The 16,917-nt window shown below is 66.7% G+C and carries 13 protein-coding genes; 5 read left to right on the top strand and 8 right to left on the bottom strand.

Annotated elements, in window-relative coordinates; translation table 11 throughout:
• The first annotated feature begins 9 nt into the window (after positions 1–9).
• A complete protein-coding gene (locus tag BFE01S_RS38360) occupies positions 10–1,377 on the top strand; it encodes a PucR family transcriptional regulator (protein WP_245621087.1) in 1,368 nt (455 codons plus the stop codon).
• Here the strand turns inward: BFE01S_RS38360 and BFE01S_RS11830 are convergent.
• Positions 1,374–2,999: an AMP-binding protein gene (locus BFE01S_RS11830; protein WP_028225676.1), complete on the bottom strand. Its 1,626-nt coding sequence runs from the start codon at positions 2,997–2,999 to the stop codon at positions 1,374–1,376. The genes BFE01S_RS38360 and BFE01S_RS11830 overlap by 4 nt on opposite strands.
• Before the next feature lie 365 nt (positions 3,000–3,364).
• On the opposite strand from BFE01S_RS11830, the gene BFE01S_RS11835 reads away from it, so the two are divergent.
• Positions 3,365–4,942, top strand: coding sequence for an inorganic phosphate transporter (locus BFE01S_RS11835; RefSeq protein WP_028225677.1), 1,578 nt, complete (start codon positions 3,365–3,367; stop codon positions 4,940–4,942).
• Here the strand turns inward: BFE01S_RS11835 and BFE01S_RS11840 are convergent.
• The 5 genes from BFE01S_RS11840 to BFE01S_RS11860 all read right to left on the bottom strand — a co-directional run bounded on the left by BFE01S_RS11840 (position 4,926) and on the right by BFE01S_RS11860 (position 13,915).
• Entirely contained in the window at positions 4,926–6,752 is a 1,827-nt protein-coding gene (locus tag BFE01S_RS11840; RefSeq protein ID WP_042337521.1) for a cobaltochelatase CobT-related protein, read from the bottom strand. The two genes, BFE01S_RS11835 and BFE01S_RS11840, sit on opposite strands and share 17 nt — an antisense overlap.
• A 10-nt stretch (positions 6,753–6,762) precedes the next feature.
• Positions 6,763–8,016, bottom strand: a complete 1,254-nt coding sequence (locus BFE01S_RS11845) for an AAA family ATPase (RefSeq protein WP_028225679.1) — start codon at positions 8,014–8,016, stop codon at positions 6,763–6,765.
• 90 nt (positions 8,017–8,106) lie between these two features.
• Positions 8,107–11,142: an FAD-binding and (Fe-S)-binding domain-containing protein gene (locus BFE01S_RS11850; protein ID WP_028225680.1), complete on the bottom strand. Its 3,036-nt coding sequence runs from the start codon at positions 11,140–11,142 to the stop codon at positions 8,107–8,109.
• Positions 11,143–11,196: 54 nt separating this feature from the next.
• Positions 11,197–12,483, bottom strand: coding sequence for an MFS transporter (locus tag BFE01S_RS11855; RefSeq protein WP_028225681.1), 1,287 nt, complete (start codon positions 12,481–12,483; stop codon positions 11,197–11,199).
• Positions 12,484–12,694: 211 nt separating this feature from the next.
• On the bottom strand, positions 12,695–13,915 hold the full coding sequence (locus BFE01S_RS11860; RefSeq protein WP_028225682.1) for a pyridoxal-phosphate-dependent aminotransferase family protein: 1,221 nt from the start codon (positions 13,913–13,915) through the stop codon (positions 12,695–12,697).
• A 151-nt stretch (positions 13,916–14,066) separates the two neighbouring features.
• Here BFE01S_RS11860 and BFE01S_RS11865 point away from each other — a divergent pair, with 151 nt between their 5' ends.
• On the top strand, positions 14,067–14,786 hold the full coding sequence (locus BFE01S_RS11865; protein WP_028225683.1) for a GntR family transcriptional regulator: 720 nt from the start codon (positions 14,067–14,069) through the stop codon (positions 14,784–14,786).
• On the top strand, positions 14,783–15,604 hold the full coding sequence (locus BFE01S_RS11870) for an AraC family transcriptional regulator (RefSeq protein WP_028225684.1): 822 nt from the start codon (positions 14,783–14,785) through the stop codon (positions 15,602–15,604). Before BFE01S_RS11865 ends, BFE01S_RS11870 begins: the two co-directional genes overlap by 4 nt.
• Positions 15,605–15,629: 25 nt before the next feature.
• On the opposite strand, the gene BFE01S_RS42330 is transcribed toward BFE01S_RS11870, so the two are convergent.
• The gene (locus tag BFE01S_RS42330) at positions 15,630–15,776 is read right to left on the bottom strand and encodes a hypothetical protein (RefSeq protein ID WP_156966987.1); all 147 of its coding nucleotides are present in this window, start codon (positions 15,774–15,776) and stop codon (positions 15,630–15,632) included.
• 28 nt (positions 15,777–15,804) lie between these two features.
• On the opposite strand from BFE01S_RS42330, the gene BFE01S_RS42940 reads away from it, so the two are divergent.
• Complete coding sequence (locus BFE01S_RS42940) at positions 15,805–15,951, top strand: substrate-binding domain-containing protein (protein ID WP_084169748.1); 147 nt, start codon at positions 15,805–15,807, stop codon at positions 15,949–15,951.
• Positions 15,952–15,978: 27 nt separating this feature from the next.
• Here the strand turns inward: BFE01S_RS42940 and kdgD are convergent, their stop codons facing one another.
• A complete protein-coding gene (gene kdgD / locus BFE01S_RS11885) occupies positions 15,979–16,896 on the bottom strand; it encodes a 5-dehydro-4-deoxyglucarate dehydratase (protein WP_028225686.1) in 918 nt (305 codons plus the stop codon).
• Between the last annotated feature and the right edge of the window lie 21 nt (positions 16,897–16,917).

Here is a 16,917-nt window from a genome sequence, read left to right on the forward strand (position 1 = left end):
CGCTCCGACGTGCTGCCTCCCGTTCCCCGCATCAGCCCCCGCCTGCGCGCGAAACTCCAGCCGCTTGCCGGCGATCCGTCTAGCGCCGTCGAACGCACCTTCTCGGCGATGACCGCGCTCGAAGGCTATAGCCGGCTCACGCCCGCCGTGCGCAAGGACATCCTCGCCTCGATCGCGATGTCGGCCGAACTGTGGTTCGCCTGCCTGCTCGCGGGCAAGCCGCCCACGGACGAGGCGATGGAGCGCCTCCACGCATCGGCGCGACGCCGCGTGCATCAGAACGTGCCGTTGCAATCGCTGCTGCGCGCTTTTCAGTTAGGCGCGCGCGAGCTCTGGCGTATCTGCACGGACATCGCGCACGCCGACCGCACGCTCGAGCGCGAACTGCTGTTCGACATCTCGCCCTGGCTGCTGGACTACTTCGATGCGATGACCCAGCACATCACCCAGGCCTATCTCGCCGAGCAGTATCAGCAGGCGCGCTGGCGGGGTTCGCTGCTGCATCAACTGCATGGCCTCGTCTTTCACGCACCCGACGACACCGAACGTTTTCGCTCCACCGTCGAAGCGCTCGGCCTCGACGCCACGCTGCCGCGCGTGGCGCTCGCCATCGACCTCGACCTGCGCGACTACCCGCCTTCGGCGCACGACGACGCACTCGACCGCTTTGCGCTTACCGCCGCGCGTCACCTGGAGGTCAAGCCCGATACGCTGGTGCGGGTGTGGCATCGCGAACGGCTCGTGCTCTGGGTGCCGTGCGCGCGCGGCGACGCGCTCACGCGCAGCGACCAGGCCATCGCCGAACGCGCAGCCGCGCTGGTGCTGGCCGAACCGCGCGTGCGCAGCATCGGCATCGGTCTCATGAACGAAGGGGCGCACGGCTGGGCGGCTTCGGTCGATGAAGCCTTCAAGGCGGTCGATTTCGCACGGCGCGACGGCGACGTGCACCGCTACTCGTCGATCGCGATCGAGGAAAGCGTGCGCAACAGCGGCAACGTGCTGCGCTATCTGGCCTCGCTCGCCGAGCAACTGGCCGGCGAGTCCGATCTGCTCGCCACGCTGGAAGCCTATTTCGCGCATGGCCAGCGCCGCCGCCCCACCGCCGAGGCGCTGGGCGTGCATCCGAACACGCTCGACTACCGGCTCGAACGTATCGAAACGCTGCTGGGGGCGAAGCTGGACGATGCAGGCTGGATCGGCCGGCTGGACGTGGCGCTGAAACTGCGCGGCGCGGCGCAGACGGAGCGGCCCGCGCCGCGCACGAAGAAAGGGGCGGTGGCCCGCATGGCCGAAAAGAAGGCGAAGGCCGGAAAAGAGCCCAGGACGGCAAAAGCGGGAACGCGCGAGCCGGACGCTCCCGAACGCAAGAAACGTTAGTTGACCGTACGAAGCTCGCGGCGCAGGATCTTGCCGACCGTGGATTTCGGCAGCGACTCCACGAAGCGCACAACGCGCGGCACCTTGTAGGCGGCAAGCTGCGCGCGGCAATGCGCGATCACGGCCTCTTCGGTAAGCGCGGCGTCCAGGCGCATGACCACGAAGAGCTTCACGGCCTCGCCGGTGCGCTCGTCGGGCACGCCGATGCAGGCGCATTCGGCCACGCCGGCCAGCGCGGTCGCCACTTCCTCGACCTCGTTCGGATACACGTTGAAGCCCGAGACGAGAATCATGTCCTTCGACCGGTCGACGATGCGCAGGAAACCTTGCGCGTCGATTACGCCCACGTCGCCGGTGCGGAAGTAGCCATCGGGCGTGAACGCCGTGCGCGTCGCTTCGGCGTGGTTCCAGTAGCCCTTCATCACCTGCGGGCCCTTCACGCAGATCTCGCCGGCCTCGCCGGGCGCAGCCTCCACGCCATCGTTGATGAGCTTGATGTCGGTGGACGGCACCGGCAGGCCCGCCGAGCCCGTGAAGCGATGCACCGAACCCGGATTGAACGACACCACAGGGCTCGTTTCGGAGAGCCCGTAGCCCTCGCGGATGAAGGTGCCCGTCACGGCTTCCCAGCGCGCCGAAACGGCCGCCATGGTCGCCGATCCCCCGCCGCCCGCGAGCCGCAGGCGCGAGAAGTCCACCTCGCCAATGCGCGGATGCCCCGCGAGCCCCGCGTACAGCGTGTTCACGCCCATGAAGGTGGTGGGCTGCGCGGCCTTGAAGATATCGATGAGGCTGTCCAGATCGCGCGGATTCGCCACGAGCCAGTTTTCGGCGCCAATCGAGAAGCTCACGATCAGGTTCACGGTAAGCGCGAAGATGTGATAAAGCGGCAGCGCGGTGACGATCACCTCGTCGTCTTCGCCGAGCAGGCCCGGCATGAAGGCCTTGAACTGCACGACATTGGCCACCAGGTTGCGGTGCGTGAGCAACGCGCCTTTCGAAAGCCCCGTGGTGCCGCCCGTGTATTGCAGGAAGAGCGCATCGTCGCCCGTGAGCGCGACCGGTTCGAACGGCAGGCTCGCGCCGTCGGCCAGCGTCTGGGCGAAGGTGGCGGCCACGCCTGCGCGCTCGCCGGGCGCCGGTGCGGCTTCGGCCAGCCCGTCGAGCAGGCCGGTTGCGATCACCGTCTTCAGGCCGGTCTTCGCGCGCACGGCTTCCACGGTGGGCAGCGAGCCTTCGAAAACGACGATGGTCTCGACGCCCGCATCGTTCAACTGATGTTCGAGTTCGCGCGGCGTATAGAGCGGGTTGACGTTCACCTGCACGGCACCCGCCCGGACGATGCCGAGGAGCGCGATGGGAAACGCGGCCAGATTGGGCATCATCACGGCCACGCGGTCGCCGCGCTTCACGCCCAGGCGCTGCTGAAGGTAGGCGGCAAAGGCACGCGAGAGGCGGTCCACGTCGGCATAGCTCAGCGTGCGGCCGGCCGCGTGAAATGCGCTCCGTGTGGCGAAGCGGCGCATCGCGTCGTCGAACAGGTGGGCGAGCGACGGGTAGACGTCGGGATCGATCTGGGCAGGGATGCTGCCGTAACTGGCCAGCCAGGGTGCTTCGGACACGTGCTCCTCCATGTTTTTGCAAGGGCCGCAGGGAACGCGGCGCCGGGGCGGCGGCTCTGCGCCGCTCTCTGGCTCCCATGCTACGGCGCCAAAGACGCGGCGGGAACTGGGAAACCAGACAGCTCGATTGTGAGAAGTCACAAAGCGTGCGCGATCCCATCCGCATCGATGCTGCGCGACTGCACTCCCGCGCGCGTCCTTCTGTGAGACACTGGCGCGACTTCATCGACCCGTCCCATCTTCGGCAAGCCGGCGCGCCTGCCCATCGCTTACACTTTCCCTGCATTCGATAGTTTGCGAACGATGCGCGAAGGCGAAACGATGCGGCTCTTCCGTGCGCCGCTACCCGCCGCAAAGGCAACGCCATGCCCGACATACCCTATGCCACGCAGCATGCCTCGAACCGCCGCGGCCTCGCCGTCGGGCTCTTCGTCGCAATCATCGTGGTCGGCGTGGTCTATGTGGTCCAGCACCTCGTGGTCGATCTGAGCGCCGTGCGCGAAAGCTCCGCACTGCCCTTCGCGCTGCTCGGACTCGCGCTCCTCATCGCGCTCGGCTTCGAATTCGTCAACGGCTTTCACGATACTGCGAACGCGGTTGCCACCGTCATCTATACGAACTCGCTCGATCCGCATCTGGCCGTGGTGTGGTCGGGCGCGTGGAATTTCCTCGGCGTGCTCGTATCGAGCGGCGCGGTGGCGTTCGGCATCCTGCAACTGCTCCCCGTCGAACTCATTCTTCAGGTGGGCAGCCACGCGGGCTTTGCGATGGTCTTCGCACTGCTCATTGCCGCCATTCTCTGGAATCTCGGCACCTGGTACCTCGGCCTGCCCTCCTCCAGTTCGCACACGCTGGTGGGCTCGATCATCGGCGTGGGCATCATGAACCAGCTGATCAGCGGGCCCTCCGGCACGAGCGGGGTGGACTGGGGCCAGGCCGCGGGCGTGGGCAAGGCGCTGCTGTTCTCGCCTGTGGTGGGCTTCGTGCTCTCCGCCTTGCTGCTGATCGCGCTGAAATTCGTCGTGCGCGTGCCGAAGCTCTACAGCGAACCGGACGGCAACGAGCCGCCGCCGTTCTGGATACGCGCGCTGCTCATCGCGACCTGCACGGGCGTTTCGTTCGCGCACGGCTCGAACGACGGCCAGAAAGGCATGGGCCTCATCATGCTGATCCTGATCGGCGTGGTGCCCACGGCCTACGCGCTCAACAAGGCCGTCACGCCCGCCGAAACCGACACCTTCGTCGCCGTCGCGCGCCACGCGTCCACGACGCTTGCGAAATACACGCAGGCCACCCCACCCGACAATCCGCGCGCCGAAGTCGAAACCTATGTCCGCACGCATCGGCTGCAGCCGGCCACGCTGCCCGCGCTGCGCCAGCTCACCGACACCATCGCCGACCAGGTGAGCCTCTCGGGATCGATGGCCACGGTGCCGCAATCGATCGTCGATAACGTGCGCAACAACATGTACGTAGCATCCGAAGCGATTCGTCTGATGGAAAAGGCGAAGACGCCGCCCTTCGCGCCCGAAGATGCGGGCGCGATGGACGCCTTCCGGCTGCAGATGGATCACGCCACGAAGTTCATTCCGACCTGGGTGAAGGTGGCCGTGGCGATCGCGCTGGGCCTCGGCACCATGGTGGGGTGGAAACGCATTGTGGTGACGGTGGGCGAGAAAATCGGCAAGCAGCACCTTACCTACGGGCAGGGCGCCTCGGCCGAAGCCGTGGCCATGCTCACCATCGGCATGGCTGACGTGTACGGCCTGCCCGTCTCCACTACCCACGTGCTGGCCTCGGGCGTGGCGGGCACCATGACGGCCAACGGCTCCGGCCTTCAGCGGAGCACCGTGCGCAACCTCGTGCTGGCCTGGGTGCTGACGCTGCCCGCTTCGATTGCATTGTCGGCAGCGCTTTACTGGGTCTTCAGACAGGTGTTTTAAGAGCGGGCTTCAGGGGCCGCCATGGCGCGCGGCCGCCTCGCCCCGTCAATAGCCGGCTCAATGTTTCGAACGCCACGAGCGGCAGTTCGTGCAGCTTGCGCACGACCACGGCGTGCGGATAGAAGGCTTCGACGGCATCGTCCTGAATGCCGATCCCCACGAGTTCGACGCCTGCCTGCATCACGGCCTCGATGCGCGCATGCAGGTCGCTGCGCAGCACGGCCGGACTGCCGTCGCTCGTCGATGGATAGCCATCCGAAAGAACGAGCAGCAAATGCCGCCGCGCCTTGCGTTGCAGGAGCCGTTCGGCGGCCCAGGCCAGCGCTTCGCCATCGGGGTTTTCGTGCCCGCATTCGATGGCCGCAAGACCGCTCAAATCGCGCGCGCCAAAGCGCTTGAACACGCGCAGATCGAGCCGTTCGACGAAGCGGTTATAGGGACGCAGGTCGAGTCCCGCCGCCCGCGCGCGTTCATACTGCTGCCGCATCCCGGGCGATTCGACCGAGCTATAGCCCAGCACTTCGCAATCGAACGCAAGCTGCGCGAGCGCATCGCACAGCGCCGCCGCACAGAGCCTGGCGAGTTCGATCTTGCGGCCGGCCATCGAGCCGCTCAGGTCCAGCAGCAAGCTCACGACCGCGTCGCGCCCGCTCGCCTTGCTGCTCACGCGAAACGGACTGCGATAGCCGCGCGATGTCGCGAGGCGAGCCAGCGCGGCGCGATCGATCTCGCCGCGCTCCTGCTCGCGTTTCCAGTGCGTGAGTTCGTCGGCCTTGAGCACGCGCTCCAGATGCGTCTTGAGCGATCCCGTTTCCGCGCGCGCAAGGGCGCGCAGCTTGTGCCATGCCGCAGCGTCGCCCTGGCCGGTGAGGTCCGTCACCCCGTCGAAGGCGGTGGTTAGCGGCCGCGACCAGGGCAGAGGCGTGCCTTCGGTGCTGGCCGCTCCTTGCGCCGCGTGTGTGTCATCGGCTTCCGAAAGCGTCGCGCCTGCGCCCGATTGCGATTGCTTCGCGGCTTCCAGGGCTTCGGCCAGTGTCTGGCCAGCCACGCCCGCCACGCTGTCGTCCGGGTCCCCCATCTTGCCGTCGCTCGATGCGAGCGCAAGCGATTCGCCGAGGTCGTCGTCCTCGCCGAACGTTGCCAGTTCGCGCGCGATGGCTGCGTCGTCGAGTCCCTCGGCGGGCCGCGCCGTCTGCATCATGTTGTTCGCGCCGCGCGAGGCGAGCGAACGCACGCCCGCGACGATCGCCGTGGCCGCCTGCACGCTCTCGCGCGTCGAGCGGCTCGCACGTGCTGTCGCAAGCGGGCCGTCCACCGCACGCAATGCCGCGCCGACCGTAGCCGCATCGCGTTCGACCGCCGCCGGTGCTTCGCCCCACACGCTGCGCTCGATCGTCCATACCAGGCGCTCGCGCCATGGCAGCGCCGTCCAGCGCCGCGCCGCGTCCTGCGCCTGTTGTGCACGCCAGCGCCGCACGTAAAGCTGCGCACCGGGGTAGTCGCCGAGCAATCGTTCAAGCACGCGCCGGTCTTCGATCACCTGCGCAATGCGGCCCGTTACTCCCGCTTTCGGGTCGTCAAGGCGCGCGGCCTCGCTATAGCGGAAGCGGGCGGCAAGCAGATCGAGGTAGCCCAGCAGCACGTCTTCGTCGTCACCGTGATCGCTTGCATGGGTGGGCAGCACGAAGCGCGCGCCCTCCATGCGCGGACCACCCGGGCCTATCGTCACGCTCACACGCGGTTCGCCGGTCAGCACGCGCGCGATCTTGCCGAGCGTCGCTTCGAGATCGCCAGCCGGGGAGCGCAACACGTCGTGCCTCTCAGGCGGCGTTGAAGATCAGGTGATGGCGCACGATGCTGCGGATCAGCGCCGCGTCCTCCGCACTCACCTTCGCATAGATCGAAGGACCCGCCGCGCGTTCGGGGTCGCCGTTGCGCAGCATGAGTTCGGCCCAGTCCAGAAGACGCCGCGTGGAAAATGCGCTCGCCAGGTCTTCGCGCGCGAACGCCGCGCGGCAATCGGCGGCGATGGCGGCGAGCGTTTGCGCGAGCAGACGCGTAAGCGCCGGCAAGGTGCGCAGCAGGACTTCGGTTTCCTCTTCCGGCGTGAGGTAATCGACCAGATAGACGCGCCAGCGGTCGAGAAATGCTTCGTTGAGCAAATTAGCGCCCTGATACAGATGCCGGTAAGCGCTCATCGCGCCCGCGGCGTTCGCGGTGGCGAAGAGGCGGAAGGACGGATGCGGCTCGACGATCTCGTTGCCGCGCTCCTTGAGCAAAAGGCGCCCGCCCGGCTCCAGAACCGCAGTGAGAACGGCCAGGATCGAAGGCTCGGCGAAATCGAGTTCGTCGATGATGAGCCAGTAGCCCTCGCGCATGGCGGTCGGCAACACGCCGTCCACCCACACGGTCTCGCCGCCCTTCACCGTCCAGAAGCCGACGAAGTCGCCGATGGTGGTCTGCCCGTTCATGTTCGCGCGCAGCACGCCGTTGCGCGTGCGCGCCGCCACCTGTTCGATGAAGCTCGTCTTGCCCGAACCCGTGTGGCCGATCAGCATGATGCGGCGGTTTTCGACGATATCCTGCAGGATATCGTCCTGACGTTCCGTAAAGAGGTACGCCTCGTTCAGGCGCGGCACTAAGGTATCCTGATGACCGGGCGGGAGTTCGACGCCGCCGATGCGCACCGTGCGTGCCGTTGCCTGCCGATCGCCCTCATGCGCGGGCGCCGCGCTCGCACGCGCAGCACGCGAACGCGCACTGGCGAGGCGCAGTTCGGTCACGAACGCGCTGCCGGCGCGCGCGGCGCGCTCTTCGTCTTCTCGGCCGGCCTCGGAAACGAAGCCTTCGCGACGCCACTTCAGCAGCTTCGCTTCGAGGTTGTCGAGATCGACGACCGTATCGACGTCCACCTCCCCGTCTTCACCGTGGGCGTGCTCGATGCGGTACATGTTCGCGCGCTCGGAGAGCGAGACGCGCCACCATTCGCGCGCGCTGCCCGCCGAACGGGTATAGATGCCCACGGGGCCGTCGTCGTGGGCGGCTGGGTCGGCTGTGCGAGCAGGTGCGTTCATGGGTGCGGACATGAGAGGCGCGGCAATGACCTGAGAATCGCCTCATATTACCCGCTTGTGTGGTGCGCTGCAAAACGGCACGCCGCCCCGCTACGCCTCGTGCCGGCCTGCCAGCGACATCGCCAGTACACGCGCCACGTGCAGCGCCTCCAACTGCACGCCGTCGTGAATCTGGTGACGACAACTCGTGCCGTCCGCCACCACCAGGTCGCCCGGCATGGCCTCCCGCAGCGCAGGCAAGAGCGAAAGCTCCGCCATGGCCTTCGACGTTTCGTAATGCTCCGCTTCGTAGCCGAAACTGCCCGCCATCCCGCAGCACGACGATTCGATCGTCTTCACTTCGAGGCCCGGTATCCACTGCAGCACCGCCTGCACGGGGCGCAGCGCATCGAACGCCTTCTGATGGCAATGACCGTGCAGCCACGCCCGGTTCGTATCGAGCGGCTTGAGCGGCAACGCAAGCCGCCCGGCCTTCTGCTCGCGCACGAGAAATTCCTCGAAAAGCAGGGCCGCTCCGGCAAGCGCGCGCGCTTCGTCGCCGTATCCGTACTGCAGGAACTCGTCGCGCATCGTCAGCAGGCAGGAAGGTTCGAGGCCCACAATCGCCACGCCGCGCTCGACATAAGGCATGAGCGTATCGAGCAGACGCCGTGCCTCGCGTTTCGCCTCGTCCACGAGACCCGCTGCAAGAAAGGTGCGACCGCAACAAAGCGGACGTTCGCCCGCGCGCGCGTTGAAGTGAACGCGGTAGCCCGCCGCCTCCAGCACCTGCTGGGCGGCGCGGGCGTTTTCCGGCTCCATGGCGTTGTTGAACGTATCGACGAACAACATCACTTCGCGACCGTCCTGCCCGGCCCGGCTCGACGCGCCCTGCAGGAACCCGCCATGAAAGCGCGGCATCGAGCGTTGCGGTGCGAATCCCAGCGCGCGCTTGCCCCAGGCGCCGAGCAGCGGCATACGCTCCGCTGCCGCAAGCAGTCCGCCAAAGCGCGCCGCCTGCGCCGCGTAACGCGGCATGAAGGCGATCAGCTTTTCGCGCAGACCCAGCCCGTGCTTCGCCGCCCTCGCCGCGCGCGCTTCGATCTTGAACTTCGCCATGTCCACGCCCGTCGGGCATTCGCGCCGGCAGCCCTTGCACGAGACGCACAGGTCGAGCGTTGCCTTCACGTCGTCGCTGGCAAGGCCCTCTTCGCCGCCCAACTGCCCGGAGATCGCAAGGCGCAACGTATTGGAACGTCCGCGCGTGACATGCTGCTCGTCTTTCGTCACGCGATAGCTCGGGCACATCGTTCCCGCATCGAACTTGCGGCAATGGCCGTTGTTGTTGCACATTTCCACGGCCTTCGCGAGGCCCGCGCTCAGGTCGCCGCCGCTGCCCGGTGCCTGCTCCGCGCCGGTGAGCGGATCGCGCACCACGTTCCAGGCGGACCAGTCGAGCGCCGGCGTCATCGCGCGCTCGCGGTAGCCCGGTGCGAAGCGGAAGTTGCGTGCATCGTCCATCTTCGGCGGGTTCACGATCTTGTCGGGATTGAAGCGGTTGTCCGGGTCGAAGAGCCGCTTGATCTCGCGAAACGCTTCGTTAATACGCGGGCCGTACTGCCACGCCACCCATTCCCCGCGGCACAGGCCATCGCCGTGCTCGCCCGAATAGGCGCCTTTGTATTCGCGCACGAGCGCCGCCGCTTCTTCCGCAATGGCGCGCATCTTCGCTGCACCGTTGCGGCGCATGTCCAGAATCGGGCGCACGTGCAGCGTCCCCACGCTCGCATGGGCGTACCACGTGCCCTCCGTATCGTGCCGATGGAACACCTCGGTCAAACGCTGCGTGTACTGCGCCAGATGCTCTAGCGGCACCGCACAGTCCTCGATGAACGACACGGGCTTGCCGTCGCCCTTCATGCTCATCATGATGTTGAGGCCCGCCTTGCGCACGTCCCACAGCGCCTTCTGCTCTGCCGCGCCGGGCATCTGCACCACGGCGCCCGGCAAACCCAGGTCGCCCATCAGTTCGTCCAGTTGTTCGAGGCGCCGTAGCTGCTCGCCGCGCTCCTCGCCCGCAAACTCGACCAGAAGAATCGCGTCGGGGCGCCCCACCAGCGCCTTGCCGATCACGGGCGCAAACGCCGGATTGCCGAGCGCGAGCTCGATCATCGTGCGATCGACCAGTTCCACCGCCGCGGGCTTCAGCTTGACGATGTGCTGCGTAAAGTCCATCGCCTGGTAGAACGTAGGAAAGCTGATCACGCCGAGCGTGCGATGCGTCGGCAGCGGCGCCAGCTTGAGAGTGATCTGGCGGCTGAACGCGAGCGTGCCCTCCGATCCCACCAGCAGGTGGGCGAGATTGGCGGAGCCGTCGTCGGTATAGGCCAGCGGGTTCTGGCAGTCGAACAGGTCGATGTTGTAGCCCGCCACGCGCCGCAGCACCTTTGGCATGCGCTCGGCAATCTCGGTGCGTTCGCGTTGCGCGATGCGCGTCACGCCCTCCACGATCTGCGCCAAACGCGCGTTGCCGCCTGGCTGCGGGAGCTTGAGCGACTGGAAGCGCGCGTCGGTGCCGTCGGCGAGAATCGCGTCGATGGCCTGCACGTTGTGCACCATGTTGCCGTACTCGATCGAGCGCGAACCGCACGAGTTATTGCCCGCCATGCCGCCTATCGTGCACTGCGCGGCGGTGGAGACGTCTACCGGAAACCACAGGCCATGCGGCTTGAGCCACGCGTTCAGATGATCGAGCACCATGCCAGGCTCGACCGTCACGGTGCACGCGTTCGCGTCGAAATCGATCACACGGTTCAGCCACCGGCTGGTGTCGATCACGAGCGCTTCGCCCACGGTCTGTCCGCACTGGCTCGTGCCCGCGCCGCGCGCCAGGACCGCGGCATGTTCGCTGCGCGCGACATCCAGTGCCGCGCGCAGGTCGTCCTGGTCGCGCGGCACCACCACACCCACCGGCACGATCTGGTAGATCGAGGCGTCGGTGGCGTAGCGGCCGCGGCTTGCGGCGTCGAACAGTACGTCGCCGCGCAGCGCCCCGCGCAGGCGGCGCGCCAGCGGGGAGCCGCTGTGCGCGGCCGACGGCACGAGATGAACCGGCTTGACGAGCAGACTGGAGGTCGATTGGGTCATGACGGGGTAAGCAGAGGATTTCGTGACTCGAGGGTGCGCCGATAGCGTGCCGCTTCAGGCCCGCTGATGCGTAGCGGCAACGTCGCCCGCCGCCGCATCCGTTTCGAAGCGCACGCCGGGGCGCATGCGAAAGGCGAGCACCACGCCCAGCCCCATCAGCACCATGCTGCCGACAAAGGGTAACTGCCAGTTCCCGGTCGAATCGATCAGGAATCCGGAGAGAACGGGCGAGATGATCGCCGCAAGCGCGGACCCGGTGTTCATGATGCCGCTGGCCGTGCCGGAGTATTGCGGCGCGATGTCCATGGGAATCGCCCACATCGGCCCGATGGTCATCTCCGAGAAGAAGAACCCCGCCGAAAGACACAACAGGCACAGGTACAGTTCGTGCGTGAACATGAGCGGCACGAGCGAGACGAGCGTGAAGAACATGCACACCGACACCATGATGCTGCGCGCCCGGTTGAGGTTGCGGGTGCGCTCGTAGAGCCAGTCGGTCACGACGCCGCCGAGCGTATCGCCTATCACGCCCGCGAAGAACACGGCGGAAGCGAACACCGCCGACTTGCGCAGATCGAGATGCTGGCTGTGGAGGAAGTACTGCGGAATCCAGCTCAGAAAGAGCCACAGCGTCCAGCCATAGCAGAAGTACACGATCGTCACGGGCGCCATACGGCGCAGCAGCGGACCCCAGGGCACCTTGGCCGCCTTGGGCTTGGGCGGCGGCAAGATGGCGAGTTCGGCCTCGGTGATGCGACGATGATCCTGCGGATGCTCGGCGAACGTGAGATGCCAGACGGCCACCCACACGAGGCTGATGGCACCGCAGATATAGAACGAAGTGCGCCAGCCCCACGCCGTCATGACCAGCACGATCACACCCGGCGCCACGGCGTTGCCCACGCGCGCCGCCGCGTGCGTGATGCCCTGCGCGAAGCCGCGGCGCTCTTTCGCGACCCAGCGCGACATCGCGGCAGTGGCGGCCGGAAACGTCGCGCCCTCGCCGAGCCCCAGCAGAAGCCGCGCAACGAGCAGCGAAACCAGGCCCGTGGCGAAGCCGGTGAGCATCGTGGCCACGGCCCAAAGGCCGCCGCAGAAGAGCAGCGTGCGCTTGGCGCCGAAGCGGTCGCTCACCCAGCCGCCGCTCACCTGAAACACGAGATACGGATAAGCAAAGGCAGAGAACACGAGACCGATCTGCGTGTTCGAGAGGCCGAACTCCTTGCCGAACCCCGCCGCCGCCGTGCTGACGTTCACGCGGTCGAGGTAGGTGATGAAGTACATGACGCACAGCATGATCAGCACGACGCTCGTCGCACTGGTTAGTCGAAGCCGTTTCATCGTCTCTCTCCGATTGGGCGCGTGCTGCTCCACGCGGAGCGCACCGCGCCGGGCGGGACCTCGCATACAGGCCCGCGCCTCCTTCCTGTATGGCCTGCGGGCCGCCCGTCTTGCCGGGAACGGCATGCCCGCGCAGCCTGGGGTGCGCCTCCTGTGTGCTGCGAAGCGCGTGAGATGGGTTTCGCTGGTATTCGCCCTGCGCAGTGTCAGCTCATGCCGCCGCCTTCAACGGCGCCGCCACCGAGCGCTCCATGAGCCACGCCATCGCCTCGGGCAGACCGCTCGCCGCAATCGGCACCCCTGCCAGTTGCAGGCCCATTTCGCAGCCCGCGAGCGTTGCCATCAGCGTGAGATCGTTGCAGTCGCCCAGGTGGCCGATGCGGAACATGCGCCCCTTCATCTTGCCGAGCCCGGTGCCGAGCGACATGTCGAAGCGCTCGTAGATAATCTTGCGCACCGAGTCGGCATCCACTCCCTCAGGCATCATCACGCCGGTCAGCACCGGGCTGTAGACGGCCGGGTCCGCACACTGGATCTCAAGCCCCCAGGCGCGCACCGCACGGCGGCACGCTTCGGCCAGGCGCTGGTGGCGCGCAAACACGTTCTCCAGGCCCTCGCCCTCGATCATGTCGAGCGCTTCGACCAGACCGTACAGCAGGTTCGTATTGGGCGTGTACGGCCAGTAGCCGGTGCGGTTCATTTCGATGATCTCGTCCCAGCCCCAGAAGCTGCGCGGCAGCTTCGCCTGCCGGCTCGCGGCGCGTGCCTTCTGAGAGACCGCATTGAAGCTGATGCCCGGCGGCAACATCAAGCCCTTCTGCGAACCGGAGACCGTCACGTCCACGCCCCATTCGTCGTGGCGGTAGTCGGCGCTCGCGAGGCCCGAAATCGTATCGACGAGGAACAGCGCCGGGTGGCCGGCCGCGTCGATCGCGCGGCGCACGGCGGCGATATCCGACGTAACGCCCGTGGAGGTTTCGTTATGCACGACGCACACGGCCTTGATGGCATGTTGCGTATCGGCGCGCAGCCGTGCCTCGATCAGGTCGGCCTGCACTCCGCGCCGCCAGCCCTCGATGCCAGGCAGTCCCAGGAATTCCGGCTTGAGTCCGAGACTTTCGGCCATCTTCTTCCAGAGCGTGGCGAAGTGTCCGGTTTCGTACATCAGCACCGTGTCGCCCGGGCTCAGCGTGTTGGACAGCGCGGCTTCCCAGGCGCCCGTGCCCGAGGCCGGGTAAATGACCACGGGCTCCTGGGTCTTGAAGATTCGCTTGATGCCCTCCAGCACCTTCAACCCCAGCGCGCCGAACTCCGGGCCGCGATGGTCGATGGTGGGATAGCTCATGGCGCGCAGGATGCGATCCGGCACCGGGCTGGGCCCGGGAATCTGCAGGAAGTGGCGTCCGGCGGGGTGAAAGTCGAGTTTCAGCATCGGTTCCTCTCCGTTTGAATTTTGCATGCAAAAAACTATAGACCGGAAATCACCGCCGCTCCAAGCGGATTCCGCATGGCGTTAACCCTGTGCTTCGCCGTTTTCTGCGTCATGGATTAGAATGATGCGAATTCGATCAAGAGTCTTTTGTATGCAAAACACCGCTTTTGACGACGGCAAGACCGTAGCGCCGCTCCTTCCCAAAGTCGAGCGCCAGCGCCTGCACGACACCGTGGTCGATCACCTGCGCGGCTTTATCGTGGAAGGCGTGCTCGAACCGGGCAAGAAACTCAACGAACGCGAACTGTGCGAAACGCTGGGCATTTCGCGCACGCCGCTGCGCGAGGCGCTCAAGGTGCTCGCGCACGAGGGGCTGATCGAGATCTCGCCGAACCGCGGCGCCACCGTGGCGAAAATGTCGGAAGCCGAGATCCGCGAGATGTTCGAACTGATGAGCGGCCTGGAAGCGTTCTCGGGCGAACTCGCGTGCGAGCGCATCACGCCGGCCGAGATCGCCGAAATCAAGTCGCTGCACTACGCCATGCTCGCGTGCCGCGCGCAGAACGACCTTGCGGGCTACTACAGCCGCAATCAGGCCATTCACGACCGTATCAACGAAGCGGCGCGCAATCCGGCCCTGCGCCAGGTTTATGTGTCGATCAACCGGCGGCTCCAGGCGCTGCGCTTTCGCTCGAACTATCAGCTCGCCAAGTGGGACCGCGCGATCGACGACCACGAAGCGATGCTCGAAGCCCTCGACGCACGCGACGGCAAGCGGTTGTCCGCCATCCTGCGGCACCATCTGCTCGAAAAGCGCGATGCGGTGCTGCAACTCGCTTCGACCGAACGCGCCGCCCAGGCCCAGCCATGACGCAAGCCGCGCCGCCCCCGCTCGACGACGAACCCGGGCGCGGGCGCTCGCTGGCCCGGTGCTATCCGCGCGGGCTGCATATCGAGCCGCATGCGCACACGTGGGCGCAAGTGCTCTACGCCGTGGCGGGCGTGATGTGGGTGGAAGTGGAGCGCGAGGCGCTGGTGGTCCCGCCGCAGCGGGCGGTGTGGCTGCCGCCGGGCACCCGGCACGCCATCCATATGATGAGCGCGGTCGAAATGCGCAACCTCTACCTGCACGGCGCGGACATTCATCACCTCAGTACGCAGTGCGAAGTGTTCGAGATCAACGGGCTCTTGCGCGAGCTCGTCAAGACCATTGCCGAGCGCGAGCAGGAGAGCGACGACGCGTGGCTCGAAACCGCGTACCGCCTCGCCGCGATGGAACTCGCGCATGCGCCGCGTTACGCGCTGCGCATTCCGCTGCCCGACGCCTCGGACCGGCGGCTCGACATGCTGTGCCGCGCAGTAATCGCCAACCCTTCTGTCGATATTGGCTTCGAGCAGCACGCGGCCAACGTGGGCGCTAGCGTGCGCACGCTCGCGCGCCTTTTCACGCGCGAACTGGGAATGGGCTTTGCGGAATGGCGCCGCCAGGTGCAACTGGCGATTGCGGTGTCGCGGCTCGCCGAAGGGCAGCCGGTGAGTACCGTCGCGCGCAAACTGGGCTATCTGCCCAGCAGCTTCAGCGACATGTTCCGGCGCGAACTGGGCGTGCCGCCCAGCGAGTTCCGCGCCGCCGAAACGCTGGGCCAGACGAGCGCGCAAGAGGAGCCCGAGGGAGCCCGGCCTCACTGAGCCACGGCGGGATGGGGTGCGAAGTTCAATACGGCCGCAGATCGCCCACGAGCGGAAACATCTCGAACGTGTAGCCCATGTTGAAGTAGCCCGCGCGCGCGTACGCGGCAGTCCGTTCGAACTGCCCGGGCTCGTGCTGCACCGCCTGCCGCTCCGATGCCTGCTCGTGCACGCGCCGCCGTTTCGCTTCGAACGACCTGATGGCGCCCGGCCTCGTCAAGGCGGCGCGCGAACCCGGCTTCCGGCTACCGCAGGGCGTTTCGGTGGCCGGCTTCGACAACGCGCCTGATGGCGAGTACGCCTCGCGCGCGCTGACCTCGGTGGACTTTCAGCGCGAACAGATCTAACGTCGCGCGCCGCACGCCAAACGAGACTTACTGCGCGCCAAGCTTGCGGATCAGTGCGTCCAGTTGCCCGAACTCTTCTTCCGTGAGGTCGGTGAGCGGCGCACGCACGGGGCCCGCGTCGCGGCCCACGAGCTTCGCGCCCGCCTTCACGATGCTCACCGCGTAGCCCTGGCGGCGATTGCGGATCTTCAGGTACGGCAGGAAGAACGTGTCGATGAGGCGGCCCACCGTCGCGTGGTCGTCGGCGGCGATGGCGCGGTAAAACTCCATCGCCGTCTTCGGAATGAAGTTGAACACCGCCGACGAATACACTGGCACGCCCAGCGCCTTGTACGCCGCCGCATACACTTCCGCCGTGGGCAGGCCGCCGAGATAGGCGAAGCGCTCGCCCAGGCGGCGGCGGATCGTCACCATCGCTTCGATCTCGCCCACGCCGTCCTTGAAGCCGATCAGGTTCGGGCAACGGTCCGCCAGTTGCTCCAGCATGTCGGCGCTGAGCTTCGAATTCGCGCGGTTATAGATGATCACGCCCATGCGCGGCACCGCGCGGCACACCTGCTCGGCGTGCGCGGCAATGCCTTCCTGCGAGGCTTCGGTCAGGTAGTGCGGCATCAGCAGAATGCCCTGCGCGCCCTTGCGCTCCGCTTCCTGCGCATACTCGATCGCAACGCGCGTCGGGCCGCCCGCGCCGGCAAGAATGGGCACCTTGCCCTTGCAGGTTTCGGTGGCCGTCTGGATCACGTTCGAGTATTCGCTTTTCGTGAGCGAGAAGAATTCGCCCGTGCCGCCTGCGGCAAACAGTGCGCTCGCGCCATACGGCGCGAGCCATTCGAGGCGTGCGGCATAGGTGTCGGCACGAAAGTCGCCTTGCGCGTCGAAGTCGGTGACAGGGAAGGACAGCAGACCTTCGGAAATGATGGATTTGAGTTCTTGCGGCGTGGTCATGGTCGGTTTTCCGTAAGGAGT

The organism is Paraburkholderia ferrariae NBRC 106233 (assembly GCF_000685035.1).
Taxonomy (GTDB): Bacteria; Pseudomonadota; Gammaproteobacteria; order Burkholderiales; family Burkholderiaceae; genus Paraburkholderia; species Paraburkholderia ferrariae.

Bases quoted from the DNA above. Each gene is read 5' to 3' on its own strand.
- BFE01S_RS11835 (WP_028225677.1), top strand. From the start codon at position 3,365: ATGCCCGACATACCCTATGCCACGCAGCATGCCTCGAACCGCCGCGGC.
- BFE01S_RS11845 (WP_028225679.1), bottom strand. From the start codon at position 8,016: ATGAACGCACCTGCTCGCACAGCCGACCCAGCCGCCCACGACGACGGC.
- BFE01S_RS11850 (WP_028225680.1), bottom strand. From the start codon at position 11,142: ATGACCCAATCGACCTCCAGTCTGCTCGTCAAGCCGGTTCATCTCGTG.
- BFE01S_RS11855 (WP_028225681.1), bottom strand. From the start codon at position 12,483: ATGAAACGGCTTCGACTAACCAGTGCGACGAGCGTCGTGCTGATCATG.
- BFE01S_RS11860 (WP_028225682.1), bottom strand. From the start codon at position 13,915: ATGCTGAAACTCGACTTTCACCCCGCCGGACGCCACTTCCTGCAGATT.
- BFE01S_RS11865 (WP_028225683.1), top strand. From the start codon at position 14,067: ATGCAAAACACCGCTTTTGACGACGGCAAGACCGTAGCGCCGCTCCTT.
- BFE01S_RS11870 (WP_028225684.1), top strand. From the start codon at position 14,783: ATGACGCAAGCCGCGCCGCCCCCGCTCGACGACGAACCCGGGCGCGGG.
- BFE01S_RS42940 (WP_084169748.1), top strand. From the start codon at position 15,805: ATGGCGCCCGGCCTCGTCAAGGCGGCGCGCGAACCCGGCTTCCGGCTA.
- kdgD (WP_028225686.1), bottom strand. From the start codon at position 16,896: ATGACCACGCCGCAAGAACTCAAATCCATCATTTCCGAAGGTCTGCTG.